15 protein-coding genes are annotated in these 13,517 nt (G+C 64.9%); 13 read left to right on the top strand and 2 right to left on the bottom strand.

Annotated features, from left to right (window positions below):
* The 10 genes from hutH to Q8S60_RS06530 all read left to right on the top strand — a co-directional run.
* A partial coding sequence (gene hutH, locus Q8S60_RS06575) for a histidine ammonia-lyase (protein WP_305668442.1) occupies positions 1–1,279 on the top strand: 1,279 nt, incomplete at its 5' end.
* Entirely contained in the window at positions 1,276–1,695 is a 420-nt protein-coding gene (locus Q8S60_RS06570; protein ID WP_305276846.1) for a thioesterase family protein, read from the top strand. The genes hutH and Q8S60_RS06570, both read left to right, overlap by 4 nt.
* The gene (locus Q8S60_RS06565; RefSeq protein ID WP_305276845.1) at positions 1,692–2,258 is read left to right on the top strand and encodes an outer membrane lipoprotein carrier protein LolA; all 567 of its coding nucleotides are present in this window, start codon (positions 1,692–1,694) and stop codon (positions 2,256–2,258) included. Before Q8S60_RS06570 ends, Q8S60_RS06565 begins: the two co-directional genes overlap by 4 nt.
* A complete protein-coding gene (locus Q8S60_RS06560; RefSeq protein ID WP_305276843.1) occupies positions 2,255–4,483 on the top strand; it encodes an MMPL family transporter in 2,229 nt (742 codons plus the stop codon). The genes Q8S60_RS06565 and Q8S60_RS06560 overlap by 4 nt, the downstream gene beginning before the upstream one ends.
* Entirely contained in the window at positions 4,473–5,693 is a 1,221-nt protein-coding gene (locus Q8S60_RS06555) for an NAD(P)/FAD-dependent oxidoreductase (RefSeq protein ID WP_305276842.1), read from the top strand. Before Q8S60_RS06560 ends, Q8S60_RS06555 begins: the two co-directional genes overlap by 11 nt.
* Complete coding sequence (locus tag Q8S60_RS06550) at positions 5,684–6,256, top strand: DUF3261 domain-containing protein (protein WP_305276841.1); 573 nt, start codon at positions 5,684–5,686, stop codon at positions 6,254–6,256. The genes Q8S60_RS06555 and Q8S60_RS06550 overlap by 10 nt, the downstream gene beginning before the upstream one ends.
* The gene (locus Q8S60_RS06545; protein WP_305276840.1) at positions 6,253–7,425 is read left to right on the top strand and encodes a beta-ketoacyl-ACP synthase; all 1,173 of its coding nucleotides are present in this window, start codon (positions 6,253–6,255) and stop codon (positions 7,423–7,425) included. Before Q8S60_RS06550 ends, Q8S60_RS06545 begins: the two co-directional genes overlap by 4 nt.
* Positions 7,425–7,883, top strand: a complete 459-nt coding sequence (locus Q8S60_RS06540; protein WP_305276839.1) for a hypothetical protein — start codon at positions 7,425–7,427, stop codon at positions 7,881–7,883. The genes Q8S60_RS06545 and Q8S60_RS06540 overlap by 1 nt, the downstream gene beginning before the upstream one ends.
* Positions 7,880–8,617 carry a 3-ketoacyl-ACP reductase FabG2 gene (locus tag Q8S60_RS06535; protein WP_305276837.1) on the top strand — a complete coding sequence of 246 codons (738 nt, stop codon included), beginning with the start codon at positions 7,880–7,882 and terminating at the stop codon, positions 8,615–8,617. The genes Q8S60_RS06540 and Q8S60_RS06535 overlap by 4 nt, the downstream gene beginning before the upstream one ends.
* A complete protein-coding gene (locus Q8S60_RS06530; protein WP_305276836.1) occupies positions 8,617–9,843 on the top strand; it encodes a beta-ketoacyl-ACP synthase in 1,227 nt (408 codons plus the stop codon). Before Q8S60_RS06535 ends, Q8S60_RS06530 begins: the two co-directional genes overlap by 1 nt.
* A gap of 16 nt (positions 9,844–9,859) precedes the next feature.
* On the opposite strand, the gene Q8S60_RS06525 is transcribed toward Q8S60_RS06530, so the two are convergent.
* Positions 9,860–10,429: an alpha-ketoglutarate-dependent dioxygenase AlkB gene (locus tag Q8S60_RS06525; RefSeq protein WP_305276835.1), complete on the bottom strand. Its 570-nt coding sequence runs from the start codon at positions 10,427–10,429 to the stop codon at positions 9,860–9,862.
* 10 nt (positions 10,430–10,439) lie between these two features.
* Positions 10,440–11,150, bottom strand: coding sequence for a class I SAM-dependent methyltransferase (locus tag Q8S60_RS06520; protein WP_305276834.1), 711 nt, complete (start codon positions 11,148–11,150; stop codon positions 10,440–10,442).
* Positions 11,151–11,397: 247 nt separating this feature from the next.
* On the opposite strand from Q8S60_RS06520, the gene Q8S60_RS06515 reads away from it, so the two are divergent.
* The 3 genes from Q8S60_RS06515 to Q8S60_RS06505 all read left to right on the top strand — a co-directional run.
* Positions 11,398–11,850 carry an Imm1 family immunity protein gene (locus Q8S60_RS06515; RefSeq protein WP_305668441.1) on the top strand — a complete coding sequence of 151 codons (453 nt, stop codon included), beginning with the start codon at positions 11,398–11,400 and terminating at the stop codon, positions 11,848–11,850.
* 61 nt (positions 11,851–11,911) lie between these two features.
* Positions 11,912–12,985, top strand: a complete 1,074-nt coding sequence (locus Q8S60_RS06510) for an HlyD family secretion protein (RefSeq protein ID WP_305276831.1) — start codon at positions 11,912–11,914, stop codon at positions 12,983–12,985.
* Positions 12,982–13,517 (top strand): ATP-binding cassette domain-containing protein (locus Q8S60_RS06505; RefSeq protein WP_305668440.1); only part of this gene is annotated, 536 nt, incomplete at its 3' end. The genes Q8S60_RS06510 and Q8S60_RS06505, both read left to right, overlap by 4 nt.

Here is a 13,517-nt window from a genome sequence, read left to right as displayed (position 1 = left end):
GAACGAGGAAACGCGCGCCGTCATGGCCGTGCGGCTCGCGTCGCTCGTTCACGGCTGGTCCGGCGTCAGTCCCGGGCTTGTCGAGTTGCTTGCCGAAATGCTGAAGCGCGACATCCTGCCGGTGATCCCGGCCGAAGGCTCTGTGGGTGCGAGCGGCGACCTCACGCCTCTGAGCTATATCGCGGGCGCGCTTGCCGGCGAACGCATGGTCCGCTTCGGTGGACGCGAGATGCTGTCGGCGGATGCCTTTCGCGAGGAAGGTCTCGCGCCCATCGTGCTGCGCCCGAAGGAGGCGTTGGCGGTGATGAACGGCACGGCCGTCATGTCCGGCCTCGGCGCCATCGCGTTTTCAAAGGCCATCTATCTCGCCGCACTTTCGACGCGCCTCACGTCGCTCGCCTGCATGGGCCTGATGGGCAATCCGGCGCATTTCGACGCGCGGCTCCACAGCGCGAAGCCGCATCCCGGCCAGATGCGCGTCGCCGCGCGTATCCGCGCCGACCTTGCCGCCTTCGCGCGCGGGCATGAGCCGTCGCGCCTTCAGGACCGGTATTCGATCCGCTGCGCGCCGCACGTCGTCGGCGTGCTGGAAGACATGCTGCCCTCCTTCCGGACCATTCTCGAAACGGAAATCAACAGCGCCAACGACAATCCGTTGATCGATCCCGCTAGCGGCGACATCCTGCATGGAGGTCACTTTTACGGCGGCCATGTCGCCTTCACGATGGACAGCCTGAAAAACCTCGTCGCGAATATCGCCGACCTGATGGACCGGCAGATGGCGCTGCTGGTCGATACGCGCTTCAACAACGGGCTTCCGGCGAACCTCTCCGGTGTCGAGGGTCCGCGCGCGGCGATCAATCACGGGTTGAAGGCGCTTCAGATCGCCGCTTCCGCCTGGACCGCGGAAGCCTTGAAGCTCACCATGCCGGCCAGCGTTTTCTCGCGTTCGACGGAGTGCCACAATCAGGACAAGGTTTCGATGGGCACGATCGCCGCGCGCGATGCGCTGCGTGTGCTCGAACTCACCGAGCAGGTTGCGGCGGCGCTGGCCATCGCCTGCCGGCAGGCAATAAGACTTCGCCTTCGTACCGGCGAGATTGCGATGTCCGATCTCGAAGGGCCGCTTGCCGGCTTTGTCGGCGACCTGGAAGCCGCCATCCCGTTCATCGAGGAAGACCGCCCCCTCGACCGTCTGCTGCGCGATCTCTGCGCGGGCATCGATCGCGGGGCGTGGACGCTCGACTGGCCGTTCGAGCGGGCAGGGGTTGGACTATGAAGGCCATCGTTACAGCCTCCGCGCCTGTCGACGTTCATTTCCACGACCTCGATCCGATGAACATCGTCTGGCACGGAAATTACGCGAAGTATTTCGAATTCGGCCGTGCCGCGCTCTTCACGAAGATCGGCTATGGCTACACCGCCATGAAAGCATCCGGCTTTGCCTGGCCTGTGATCGACATGCACATCCGCTACTACCGGCCTCTCGAACTCGGGCAGCGCGCGGAAGTCGTGGCCGGCGTCGTCGAATGGGAGAACCGCCTTAAAATCGACTATCTGATCCGCGACCCTCAATCGGGACGGAAGATCACGCGTGGCCACACGATCCATGTGGCGCTCGATATCGCGTCGAAGGAAATGCAATGGGAAACGCCGCCCGTGCTGCGCGAGAAGCTTTCGCCGTGGCTCGAATGAAAAGATTCGCCGTTCTCTTCCTCACGCTTCTTTCGTTTACGGCGCCCGCGCGCGCCGCAAGCTGTCCGATGCCCGAAGAGATTCGCGAAGAGAAGGTGACGCGGGGCTTCACGCAGGAACGCCATATCGAAGGCATGTCGCGGCCGCTCAAATCGGCGGGCGTGCTGCATGCGGAAGAGGGCCGCATCGTCTGGCACATGTTGAAGCCTTTCGATGTCGAAACGGTCATCACCGCGTCCGGCATCACCGAGGCCGTCGACGGCGGCGCGCCTCAACCGGTGAGCGCGGGGCCTGCCGATATGGGCGCGGGCATCGCACGTTCCGCCGCAGCCCTGATGCGCGGCCAATGGACGGAACTCGAAACCATCTTCAACGCCTCCTCGCCCGTCATCCTCGAAAATGGCGATTGGGAAATTCTGCTGACGCCGCTTCAGGCGCGCATGAAATCCGCCATCGGCAGCATATCGGTGCGCGGCTGCGAGGATGTCGCGCGGGTCGAGATCGGCGGCGCGGGTGGCGACCGGCAGGTGATCGAGTTTGTGCCGGCGGACGACGCGTCATGAAGCCGGCGCGGTGGCCGGCGGCGCTGATGGCGCTTGGTTTCGTCGCTGCCCTTCTCTTTTCCGCCATCCGCATCGACGGTGCCATCGACACGGACATCATTTCGCTTCTCCCGGCGGACATGCACGATCCCGTGCTGGCCGCCGCCGTCGCGCAGGCGAACGATGTTGCATCGAACCGCGTCGTCTTCGCCGTCGAAGGCGGCACGGCGGGCGCGCGCGGTGCGGCGCTCGCCGATCTGTCGGATGCTCTTGCCGCAACGGGATATTTTCGCGCTGCCGATGTCGATGGTGAAGCGCTCTGGCGCTGGTTCTTCGTGCATCGTGCTTCGCTCCTCTGTCCGGCGGACCGTGCCCGGCTCGAAGCCGGCGAGGGCGAAGCGATCGCAAACCAAGCCTTGCGCCAGTGGTATGCGCCGGGCAGCACGGGCGCTGGCGGGTTGCTGAAAAGCGATCCCCTTCTGCTCACCAACCGCCTCCTCGGCTGTCTTCTGCCGCGCTCGTTCCTGCCGGGCTCCGCGGATATTCTCTCGGGCAGCATCGATGCCTCCGTCTTTCGTCTCGATGTGCAGGACGAGATCGCGCGCGCCGTTCTCAACTGGCGGGCGGAGTGGGAGCCGCAAGGGCTCACGCTGTCGCGCGCGGGCGCCGTCTTTCACGCCGCTTACGGCGCAGCGCAGGCGCGCATGGAAGTGTCGATTATCGGAGGCGTCACCTTTGTCGCGATCCTTCTGCTCTACTGGCTGATGTTCCGGTCGTTCCGTGCGCCGGTGCTGGCGCTGTCGATGGCCGTCTACTCGCTCGTCACCGGCCTCGCGGTCACGCTTCTCGTCTTCGGCGGCATCCATGTCATGGCGCTCGTCTTCGGCGCGGCGTTGATCGGCATGGTGGTCGACTACACGACTTATTATCTCGTCACCGGCATCGGCGAGGCACCCGGCTCGCGCGCCGAGCGCCGCGCGCGCCTCTTCAAGCCGCTGACGCTCGGCATGCTCACCTCCATCGGCGCTTTCGCGGCGCTGCTTGCGTTCCCCGTGCCGGCCTTCCGGCAGGTTGCGTTCTTCGGCATGTCGGGGCTTGTCGCGGCATGGGCGGGCACGCTCTGGCTGGTGCCGCTCATTGAGGGCGGCCGCATGGCGACCGGGCCGGGCGCGGCCTGGACCGCGCGCCACGCCGGCACCTGGCTCGCCCGCACGCCGCGCCTGCGTTGGCACTGGGTGGCGGCCACCGCGGCCGTCCTTCTTCTCGCCGCCGGCTGGCGCTTTGGCGATGTTCTCGACGATGTGCGCCGCCTGCAGGCGCCGTCGCCGAGCCTCGCCGCGGAAGAGGCGCGGCTTCGCGAGTTGACCGGCTTCGCTCCCTCCACCGCTTTCATTCTGGTGCGCGGCGGCTCGTCCGGCGAGGCTGCTGCCCGCGAGGAAGAATTGCTCGCGGCGCTCTCTCCCGGGGATGCGGAATCTGTCGTGCTGGCGGCGAGCCGGATCGATCCCTCGCCCGCGGCGAGAGAACACGATGCGGCGCTTCTCCGGGAGCGCCTCATCGAACCCTACTTGCCCTCGCTCATCGCGGATCTCGGTGCCACCGGCTCCGCGCCTTACGCGGAACCGGGCGCGGAGGAAGCGCCGCTTCCGCCGATCGCCGCCTCGCTTCGGGGCGAAACATCGGGCAGCCATTGGTCCATCCTGCCGGTTTCGCGCGCGTTTGCCCTGCCGGCGGGTGGGGAGGGGGTGTGGCAGTTCGTCGAACCGGTGGGTCTCTATTCCGGCCTTTTCGCCGAATATCGCCGTCTCGCCGTTTTCGGCGTCGCCGCCGCCTGTCTCGCCACGGCGCTCATGTTGCTCTCCATTTACCGCCGGCTATCGGCCTTGCGCGTTCTTCTTCCCGCGCTTCTCGCCGTCCTCGCCACCCCCGCCATCGTCATGCTGCTGGGGCTGCCGTTTTCCTTCTTTTCGGCCATGGGCCTCTTTCTGGTGGTCGGCGCGGGTGTCGATTATGCGATTTTTCAGCGGGAGCACCCGGGCGAAGATGGTAAATGGACACGGGTTGGCATCGTCCTCGCGGCGCTGATGACCTGCATCTCGGTCGGGCTTCTCGGCTTAAGTTCGGTCTTGCCCGTGAAGAGTTTCGGCGTCACCGTGGCAGTGGGCATTTTCGTGTCGCTGGCGCTGTCGCCTCTCGCAAGGGGGCGAGGTCCCGGCGTTTCGGATGGGGAAGAAATTGAATCCTGACGTTGTGATTATCGGCGCGGGCCCGGCGGGGTCCGTCGCAGCCGCCATGCTTGCCGATGCGGGGTTTTCGGTCGAGGTTCTGGAGCGGGTTCATTTCCCGCGCTTCTCGATCGGCGAAAGCCTGTTGCCTCAGGCGATGGAATGGCTCGCCGAGGCGGACCTGCTGCGCGATGTCGTGGAGGCAGGGTTCCAGCACAAGAACGGCGCCATCTTCCGCTGCGGCGACAGGGAGGAAAGCTTCGACTTCCGCGTGAAGAGCGCGAATGGCTGGGGCACCACGTTCCAGGTTCGCCGCGACAAGTTCGACGATCTGCTCGCGCGCGGCGCGGTGCGTAAGGGCGCGAAGGTGAGCTTCGGGCAGACGGTGATCGCGATGCGGCCCGATCCCGTCGCGCCGAGCCTCACCGTGCGCGACGAGGAAGGCAATGAGCGCGACATCGCGGCGCGCTTCGTTCTCGACGCGAGCGGCTTCGGCCGCGTGCTCGCGCGCCTCCTCGATCTCGAATCGCCGACAAGCTTTCCGAACCGGATGTCGATCTTCACCCATGTCGAAGACAATATTCCGCCGCAAGCCTACGACCGGAACAAGATCCTCATCACGGTCAATCCGTCGAACAGCGAAATCTGGTACTGGATGATCCCGCTGGCGGACGGTCTCTGCTCGATGGGCGTCGTCGGCAAGCCCGAAGATCTCGCACCCTATGGCGTCACGCGCGAGGAGCAGCTTGCCGCGCTCGTCGCCGAATCGGGCCTCATGGCGGACCTTCTGGCCAATGCGCGCCGGGTGCGCGACGTCGGCGAAATATCGGGCTATGCGGCCCGCGTCAGCAGCCTGACGGGCCCCGGCTATGCACTCCTTGGCAATGCGGGTGAGTTCCTCGATCCTGTCTTTTCCTCCGGCGTCACCATCGCACTCAAATCGGCGTCGCTTGCCACGCATGCGCTTATCAGGCAGCTCAATGGCGAGGTGCCGGACTGGGATGCGGAATTCGCGCGCCCGCTCAGCCGCGGTGTCGAAACCTTCCGCGCCTATGTGAGCGGCTGGTATGACGGCTCGCTGCAGAAGATCATCTTCAGCCAGCCGCGGAACGCGAATCAGGTCAAGGCGATGATTACATCCGTTCTCGCCGGCTATGCGTGGGACGAGGAGAATCCCTTCGTTCGTGAACCGGGTAAATATCTCAAGATGGTGGAAGAGTTGTGCGGCTAGCGCGGTTCGCTTTTCCGGCGCTGCTTTTCCTCGCGGGATGCGCGGCCGATACGCCTGGCCTGCCTGCGCGGCAAGAGATAGCGCCGGGCGTCTCGCTCACCCTGCCCGCCACGCCTCCCTTCGGTGCCGAAGCGCAAGCGGTCCAGCTCGTGCGCGCAAGCCATGGCGGCAGGAACGACCGCTTTCAGGCGACCATCGAAACATCGCCCTCGCGCTTCGCGTTAGCCATGACGGTTCCCTCCGGTCCGCATCTCATGACGATCGAATGGCAGGAGGGCGCCATCGCCGTCCGGCGCGGCCTCGCGCCGGAAAGTGTGCCGGTGGCGCGCCTTCTCGCCGATTTCATGCTGGTCTACGCGCCGGACGAGGCATTGCGTGCTGCGCTTTCCGGCGGCATTTTCGTCGTATCTGGCGGCGGCACGCGGCGGATTTTCCGCAACCGCGAACTGCTTGTCGAGGTGCGGCGGCCGACCGAAAATCCCTGGGAGGGACCGGCGCGGCTGCGGAATTTCGCCTATGATTACGACCTCGTCATCGACAGTCACTGGATAGCGCCGGAATGAACGAGCCTGTCTACATCGCGGCTTCCTCGATCGCCAACGCGCTCGGCGCGGATTGGGCGGAGGTCGCGGATGCGCTGTTTGCGGGCGACCCGGCAGGCCTCGCTCAGACGGAAACGCTTACCGACGGACGCACACCGCCGGTTGGAAGGTTGCGGTTTGCGGTTGCCGATCTGCCGCCGGAACTGGCCGAATGGGAAAGCCGCAACAATCGCCTCGTCTATCATTGTCTGTTGCCGCTTCTTCCCGCCATCGGGCAAGCCATTTCGGAATTCGGCGCATCGCGCGTCGGCATTGTCATCGGCACCAGCACATCGGGCATCGAAAGCTGGGAGGGGGCGCTGTCCCGGCATATCGCGGGCGATGTCTGGCCGAACGATTTCCGTTTTCCCCGCCACGAACTCGGCGATCCCGCGGCTTTCGTCCAGGCCGTCACCGGCGCGAGCGGTCCCTGCTACGGCGTCTCCACCGCCTGCACCTCCGGCGGCAAGGCAATGGTCAGCGCGGCGCGCCTCCTGCAAGCGGGTCTGTGCGACGCGGTCGTCACGGGCGGTGTCGATACGCTGTGCGGCCTCACGCTCAACGGCTTTTCGGTCCTCGATTCCATTTCCGCCATGCGCTGCAATCCCTTCAGCGTAAATCGCGATGGCATCAATATCGGCGATGGCGGCGCGCTCTTCCTGCTCACGCGCCGGGAGGCAGGCATCCGCATCGCCGGCTGGGGCGAGAGTTCCGATGCGCATCACCTGAGCGCGCCCGATCCCGAAGGCGGCGGCGCCGAACTCGCCATCGAACAGGCTCTCGCCCATGCGGGGATCGAAGCCGGCGACATTGCCTATCTCAATCTTCACGGCACGGCGACGCGGCTCAACGACGCGATGGAGGCGCAGGTCACGCACCGGATATTCGGTTCCGATCTTCCCTGCAGTTCCACGAAAGCGCTGACGGGTCACATGCTCGGCGCGGCCGGTTCCTGCGAGGCCGCCTTCGTCGCCATGGCGCTCGCGCGTGGCGAGGTGCCGCCGCATCTCTGGGACGGCGAGGCGGACCCGGATCTGCCGCCGCTCCATCTCGCCGACCGCATCGGCGAACGTGCCGACGGGCGCTATATGATGAGTTGTTCCTATGCCTTCGGCGGAAACAACCTCGTCCTTATTCTGGCCCGCGACTGATGGCGCGGTCGCTTCCCCCCGTCGAAGCGCTTGTGCGCCACAGCGGCACCATGCTGCTGATCGACCGGCTCGTCGAAGCCTCCGCGACACATGCCGTCTCGGAAGTGGAGATTTCCGAAAGCTCGAGCTTCTACCGCGAGGGTGCCGGCGTGCCCGCCTATGTCGGCCTCGAATACATGGCGCAGACCATCGCCGCCTATGACGGCGCGCTCCGGGCCGAAAGCGGCACGCCGCCTGCCATCGGCTTCCTTCTCGGCACGCGGCGCTACAACTCGTCGCGCGGCCATTTCGCGAGAGGCGAAACGCTTCGTGTCCGCGTCGACATGACTTTCAACGAGAACGGCATGGCCGCCTTCGATGGCACCATCCGCATCGGCGGCGAGGAATGCGTTGCCGCCACCATCAATGTCTACCGGCCTGAAGACGGTTCGTTCGACATGCCGGGAGAAACGACATGACCGACAAGACGAAACGCGGCATCCTCGTCACCGGGGCGAGCAAGGGCATCGGCCGCGCCATCGCGCTTCGCATTGCGCGGGATGGTTTCCCTGTCACAGTGCATTACGGCTCCGACAAGGCGGGCGCCGATGAGACATGCCGCGCCATCGAAGCGGCGGGCGGCGCCGCGCGCGTTCTCGGCTTCGACGTCTCGGACCGGGCCGCGGCGCTCGCCGCACTGGAAGCCGACATCGCCGCCCATGGCGCTTACTGGGGCGTCGTGCTCAACGCAGGCATCGCGCGGGACAATGCGTTTCCCGCCCTCTCCGGCGAGGACTGGGACGGCGTCGTCGACACCAATCTCGGCGGCTTCTTCAATGTCGTCCATCCGCTCGTCATGCCCATGATAAGGCGGCGCGACGGCGGCCGCATCGTCACCATCTCGTCGGTCTCGGGCATCACGGGCAATCGCGGCCAAGTGAACTACAGCGCCGCCAAGGCCGGCATCATCGGTGCAACCAAGGCGCTGGCGGTGGAACTCGCAACGCGCAGGATCACCGTCAATTGCGTGGCGCCCGGCGTGATAGAAACCGCTATGATCGAGGCGGCGCCGGTCGAGGAAATCCTGAAAATGATCCCGATGCAGCGTCTGGGGAAACCCGATGAGATCGCCGGCATCGTCGCCTTCATCCTTTCGGACGAGGCGAGCTACATGACGCGGCAGGTCATATCGGTAAACGGGGGCATGTGCTGATGCGGCGCGTCGTTGTAACGGGGATGGCCGGGGTGACGCCGCTCGGCAGCGATTGGAGCGGCATCCGCGCCGCGATGGCGGATGGCCGCACGGGCGTACGCTACATCGACGCCTGGGACAGTCTCGGCGACATGAGAACGCGGCTCGGCGCGCCTGCCCGGCATTTCGAGCATGAGAAGGCATACCCGCGCAAGCAGATGCGCTCCATGGGCCGCGTCGCCGCGCTCGCGGTGCGCTCGGCGGAGGATGCGCTGGCCCAGGCGGGGCTCAAGGATGATCCCGTCCTCGCCTCGGGCCGCACAGGCGTCGCCTTCGGCTCCTCCTACGGCTCCACCGAGCCGACCAAGGGCTTCGTCCATTTCATGGACACGGGCGAGGCGACCGGCCTCAGCGCCATGAGCTACATCAAGATGATGAGCCACACGGCCGCCATCAATATCGGCATCTTCTTCGGCCTGCAGGGCCGCGTCATCACGACATCGTCCGCCTGCACGTCCGGCTCCCAGGCCGTCGGCTACTCCTATGAGGCCATCAAATACGGCCATGCGGATGTGATGATCGCGGGCGGCGCGGAAGAGCTTTGCCCCACCATGGCCATCGTCTTCGACACGCTCTTCGCCACAAGCTGCCGCAACGACGCGCCGCAAACCGCGCCCTGTCCCTACGACCGCGACCGCGACGGGCTCGTCATCGGCGAAGGCGCCGCCTCGCTCATTCTCGAAGAGCGCGAGCATGCTCTCGCGCGCGGCGCGACCATCTATGCGGAGATCGCGGGCTTCGGCACCAACATGGACGGCTCGCACGTCACCGATCCGAGAACGGAAACCATGGGCGGCGCGCTTCAGCTCGCGCTCGGCGATGCGGGGCTCCCGGCGGAGGCCATCGGTTTCGTCAGCGGCCACGGCACGGCGACATTGCAGGGCGACATCGCGGAAACGCTCGCCACCTCGCGCGTTCTCGGCCCCACGGTGCCGATCCATTCGCTGAAAGGTTATTTCGGCCATTCGCTCGGCGCCTGCGGCGCCATCGAGGCCTGGCTCACCATCGAAATGATGCGCGAGAAGAGCTTCGCGCCCAATGTGAACCTGCGCAACGTCGACGAGAAATGCGGCGAGCTCGACTACATTGTCGGCGGCTTCCGCGACATCGACGCCGAATTCGCCATGTCCAACAACTTCGCCTTCGGCGGCGTCAACACCTCGCTGATCTTCAAGCGCCCTGCTTGACGCCGCCGCTGTCCATCTAGATGACGACATTGCGGAACGTCAGCGAAACCCGTCGTGCGCGCTGCACGCGCTCGCCATTCACGACATCTGATTTCCGCGCCGGAATTTCATGTGTCCAGTCGTAGCGCGCCGCGCCCGTCAGCACGATCAGTGCGTTCTGGTCGAGGCGGACGAGAAGCCGCTCGCCTGTTTCCCGGTGCCGGAAAATCATCTCGCAGGCTGAGCCGAGACTGAGCGAGGCGACGCGGTCCGAGAAGCATGGCACGCAATCGACATGCGCGGCGATGCCTTGGCCCGGCATATATTCGTTCGCAATCGCCTGATCCGGCATCCGGCGAAAGGGTGTCTCCGTCTCGAGGCGCCGGCACAGAGGCATGAGCCAGTCCGGCAGATAGCCCAGCCAGGCATCCGCCGTCACCGCCCGTGCCCGATAGTCGTAGCGATAGCCGAAATGCTGGACGCGCCGCTTCAACTCGCTGCTCCATGCGCCGCCATCGAGCGCCCGCAGCAAGGCCTCCTCCTCCGCCACCGTGACAAAGCCCGGCAGCAGGATCGCGCCGGGGGGTAGGGTGGATTTGATCGTCATTCCGCGATTTCTATTTGTAATGGCGTTTAGGTTTGAACACGAGTGTTACGAACTCCGTCTCTCCGTCGACGGCACTCTCGTCGTTTAGAGTGTTGACATGGGCATAGCCCGGATACTCGGGGAAATGGAAGGGATGCGCGACGGGCTTTTCAAACCCGGACGCTTCGGCTGCTCCGTCCATATCAAAAGCACCATCATAGTAGGAACTGTTGACCGTCGTAATAACGATTTGACCCGTTTCCTCAAGGTGTTGTCCAGCGCTCCGCAAAAAATGTCGAACCAAGATGTGATTGGGGTTGCGCCCGTATCGCGGAACTCGGCTGCCTACATTCGGAAATTGGAAGACAATAAGTTCGAATGTCTTTCCTCTGACATGCTCCTTCAGCCTCGTAGCATCAACCGCGCCCCTCACGAGCGCGCCTTGTCGTCGGAGGTGCCTGGCATTGTCGACGGTTGGCCTTGTCCACGTTGTTTCAGGTTCGAACGTTGTAGCTATAATCTGCCTGCCAGAATGTCCGGATCGACGCAGAAGCGATGCGCTGAAGCTCAGGTTTCCTTCGCCGATTAAAAGGATCGGCGCTTTCCCGACGTATGTGACGAAGTCGAAGGGCTCTTTGACATCGAGTGCTCGTTTGAGCCGTAGGAGAGCCTGCTTCAGGCGAAACCACGCCAGAGAATGACGTATGTCGAGATGTTCGGTATAAGGATGTTGTGCCGCCACAGAATCCTCCCAGTTGGACGCAAATCCATGCGATCGCCAGGAGGGAATTATGTGGCCATGTAAAAGAGCGGGGATTAGTCGGGAGAAAAATTCGTTTGCAGGCGCGTTTTCAAATGTAGCTTTCGAAGGGTCGAGACGGGTGACGCTGACGCCAGCGGGTGACTGGTTCGGCAAATATAGTCGCGTCTCGCGGAGCCGACCCTGCGAGCCTTCTCATTTTCGTTCTGTCGGAGCGGCTGGGCAGCACATGGAAAAACGCAGCTATTTTATTTCCCGTTTTCGCGATGGCTGGCCGGAACCGGAGGAGATCGCGCCATTGTTTCTGGCGCCGCTGGGCGAGCGATGGTTTTTCGAGACCGGGAACGACAGCGCGGGTCTGACCGCGGAAGACGGTGACGGCGCTGGCCGCGTCGCCGTCCATCTCGATATATGGGCGCATCCCGAACTCGGTGTACAGCTCACATGGCGGAAGTGGGGTGGAGGACACAAGGAGACGTACCACTCCAGGGGCGATCTCTTGCGCCTCGGTGAGCATGTCCGCAGCTTGCACGACACGCTGCTGCCCGTCGGCCTGTTCATTCCTTGGGAGCAGGCATGGGAGGCCGTGCGGGACTTCATCGAGACGGATGGCCAAAGGCCGGAGAGCGTCGCATGGCTCGAGGAGAGCAAGTTGCCTGCGGGAACATTCCCTTCGCCGTGACCGGACATCAAGGCCTTCGTGTCGCAGTGGTTTTTCTCCGTAAAGCGCGTATCCTTCGCACATGCAGTATCTGAACCGGACCACATTGCTGAGGGCAGGGGTGGCGCTTGCGATAGCGGTGGCCGCCTATTTCACTTGGCAATCCCTCAACGATGATGGGCTCGCCGAAGGTTTCGCCAGCGGCAATGGGCGCATCGAGGCTGTCGAAATCGACATCGCCGCGAAGACGGCTGGCCGGGTTCAGGAAATGTTCGTGGACGAGGGCGATTTCGTTACCGCCGGCCAGATCCTGGTCAAGCTCGATACCGCCTCGCTCGAAGCGCAGCTTCGTCAGGCCGAGGCGCAGTTGAACCAGGCGGTGATTGGCGTCGAGAGCGCGAAGAGCCAGGTGAAGCAGCGGGAGGCTGAAAAAGCCGCGGCCGTGGCGGTCGTCGCGCAGCGCCGCGCCGAGTTCGATGCCGCGCAGAGCCGGCTCGGCCGCACCGAGCAGCTCGCCGCCAAGGGCACGGCCTCGCGCCAGGCGCTGGACGACGATCGCGCGCGTTTCCAGGCGGCAAAGGCGGCGGTCAGCGCCGCCGAAGCGCAGCTCGCCGCGTCGGATGCGGCCATCGCCACCGCGAAGTCGCAGGTCGTCGGCGCCGAGGCGGCGGTGGATGCCGGGCGCGCCACGATCGAGCGTCTCGACGCCGACATAGAAGACGGTACGCTGCTCGCGCCGCGCGACGGGCGCATCCAGTACCGGGTGGCGCAGCCGGGCGAAATCGTGGCGGCGGGCGGCAAGGTGCTCAACATGATCGACGTCAGCGACGTCTACATGACGTTCTTCCTGCCGACCGATGCGGCGGGCCGCGTCGCGCTCGGCGCGGAAGTCCATCTCGTGCTCGACGCCGCGCCCCAATATGTCATTCCCGCGAAAGCGACGTTCGTCGCCGATGTCGCGCAGTTCACGCCGAAGACGGTGGAGACGCTGGAAGAGCGCGAGAAGCTCATGTTCCGCGTCAAGGCCACCATCGACCCGGACCTTCTCCGCAAATATATCCGTAACGTGAAGACGGGACTGCCCGGCATGGCCTATGTGCGCCTCGATCCGCGCGTGGAATGGCCGGCCGAGTTGCAGGTCAAGCTGCCCCAATGACGGCGCCTCCGGCCGTCGCGCGGCTTCGCGATGTGACGTTGCAATATGGCAAGCAATACGCGCTGCGGAACGTAACGCTCGATATTCCCGAGGGCGGGATGGTCGGGCTGATCGGCCCGGACGGTGTCGGCAAATCGAGCCTTCTCTCGCTCGTTGCCGGCGCCCGCGCGCTGCAGCAGGGGAGCCTCGAGGTCTTCGGCGGTGACATGCGCAAGCCCGGCCATCGCAGCGCCATCGGCCCGCGCATCGCCTACATGCCGCAGGGCCTCGGCAAGAACCTCTATCCCACGCTTTCCGTCTTCGAGAATATCGATTTCTTCGGGCGTCTCTTCGGTCACGGCCGTGCGCAGCGCGAACGCCGCATCGCGGCGCTTCTCGAAAGCACGGGCCTTGCACCTTTCGCGGACCGCCCGGCGCAGAAACTTTCCGGCGGCATGAAGCAGAAGCTCGGCCTCTGCTGCGCGCTGATCCACGATCCCGATCTGCTCGTGCTCGACGAACCCACCACGGGCGTCGATCCCTTGTCGCGCCG

It is taken from the genome of Parvibaculum sp., from assembly GCF_030694575.1.
GTDB lineage: Bacteria > Pseudomonadota > Alphaproteobacteria > Parvibaculales > Parvibaculaceae > Parvibaculum.
This window is presented reverse-complemented; position numbering and strand designations above follow the sequence as displayed.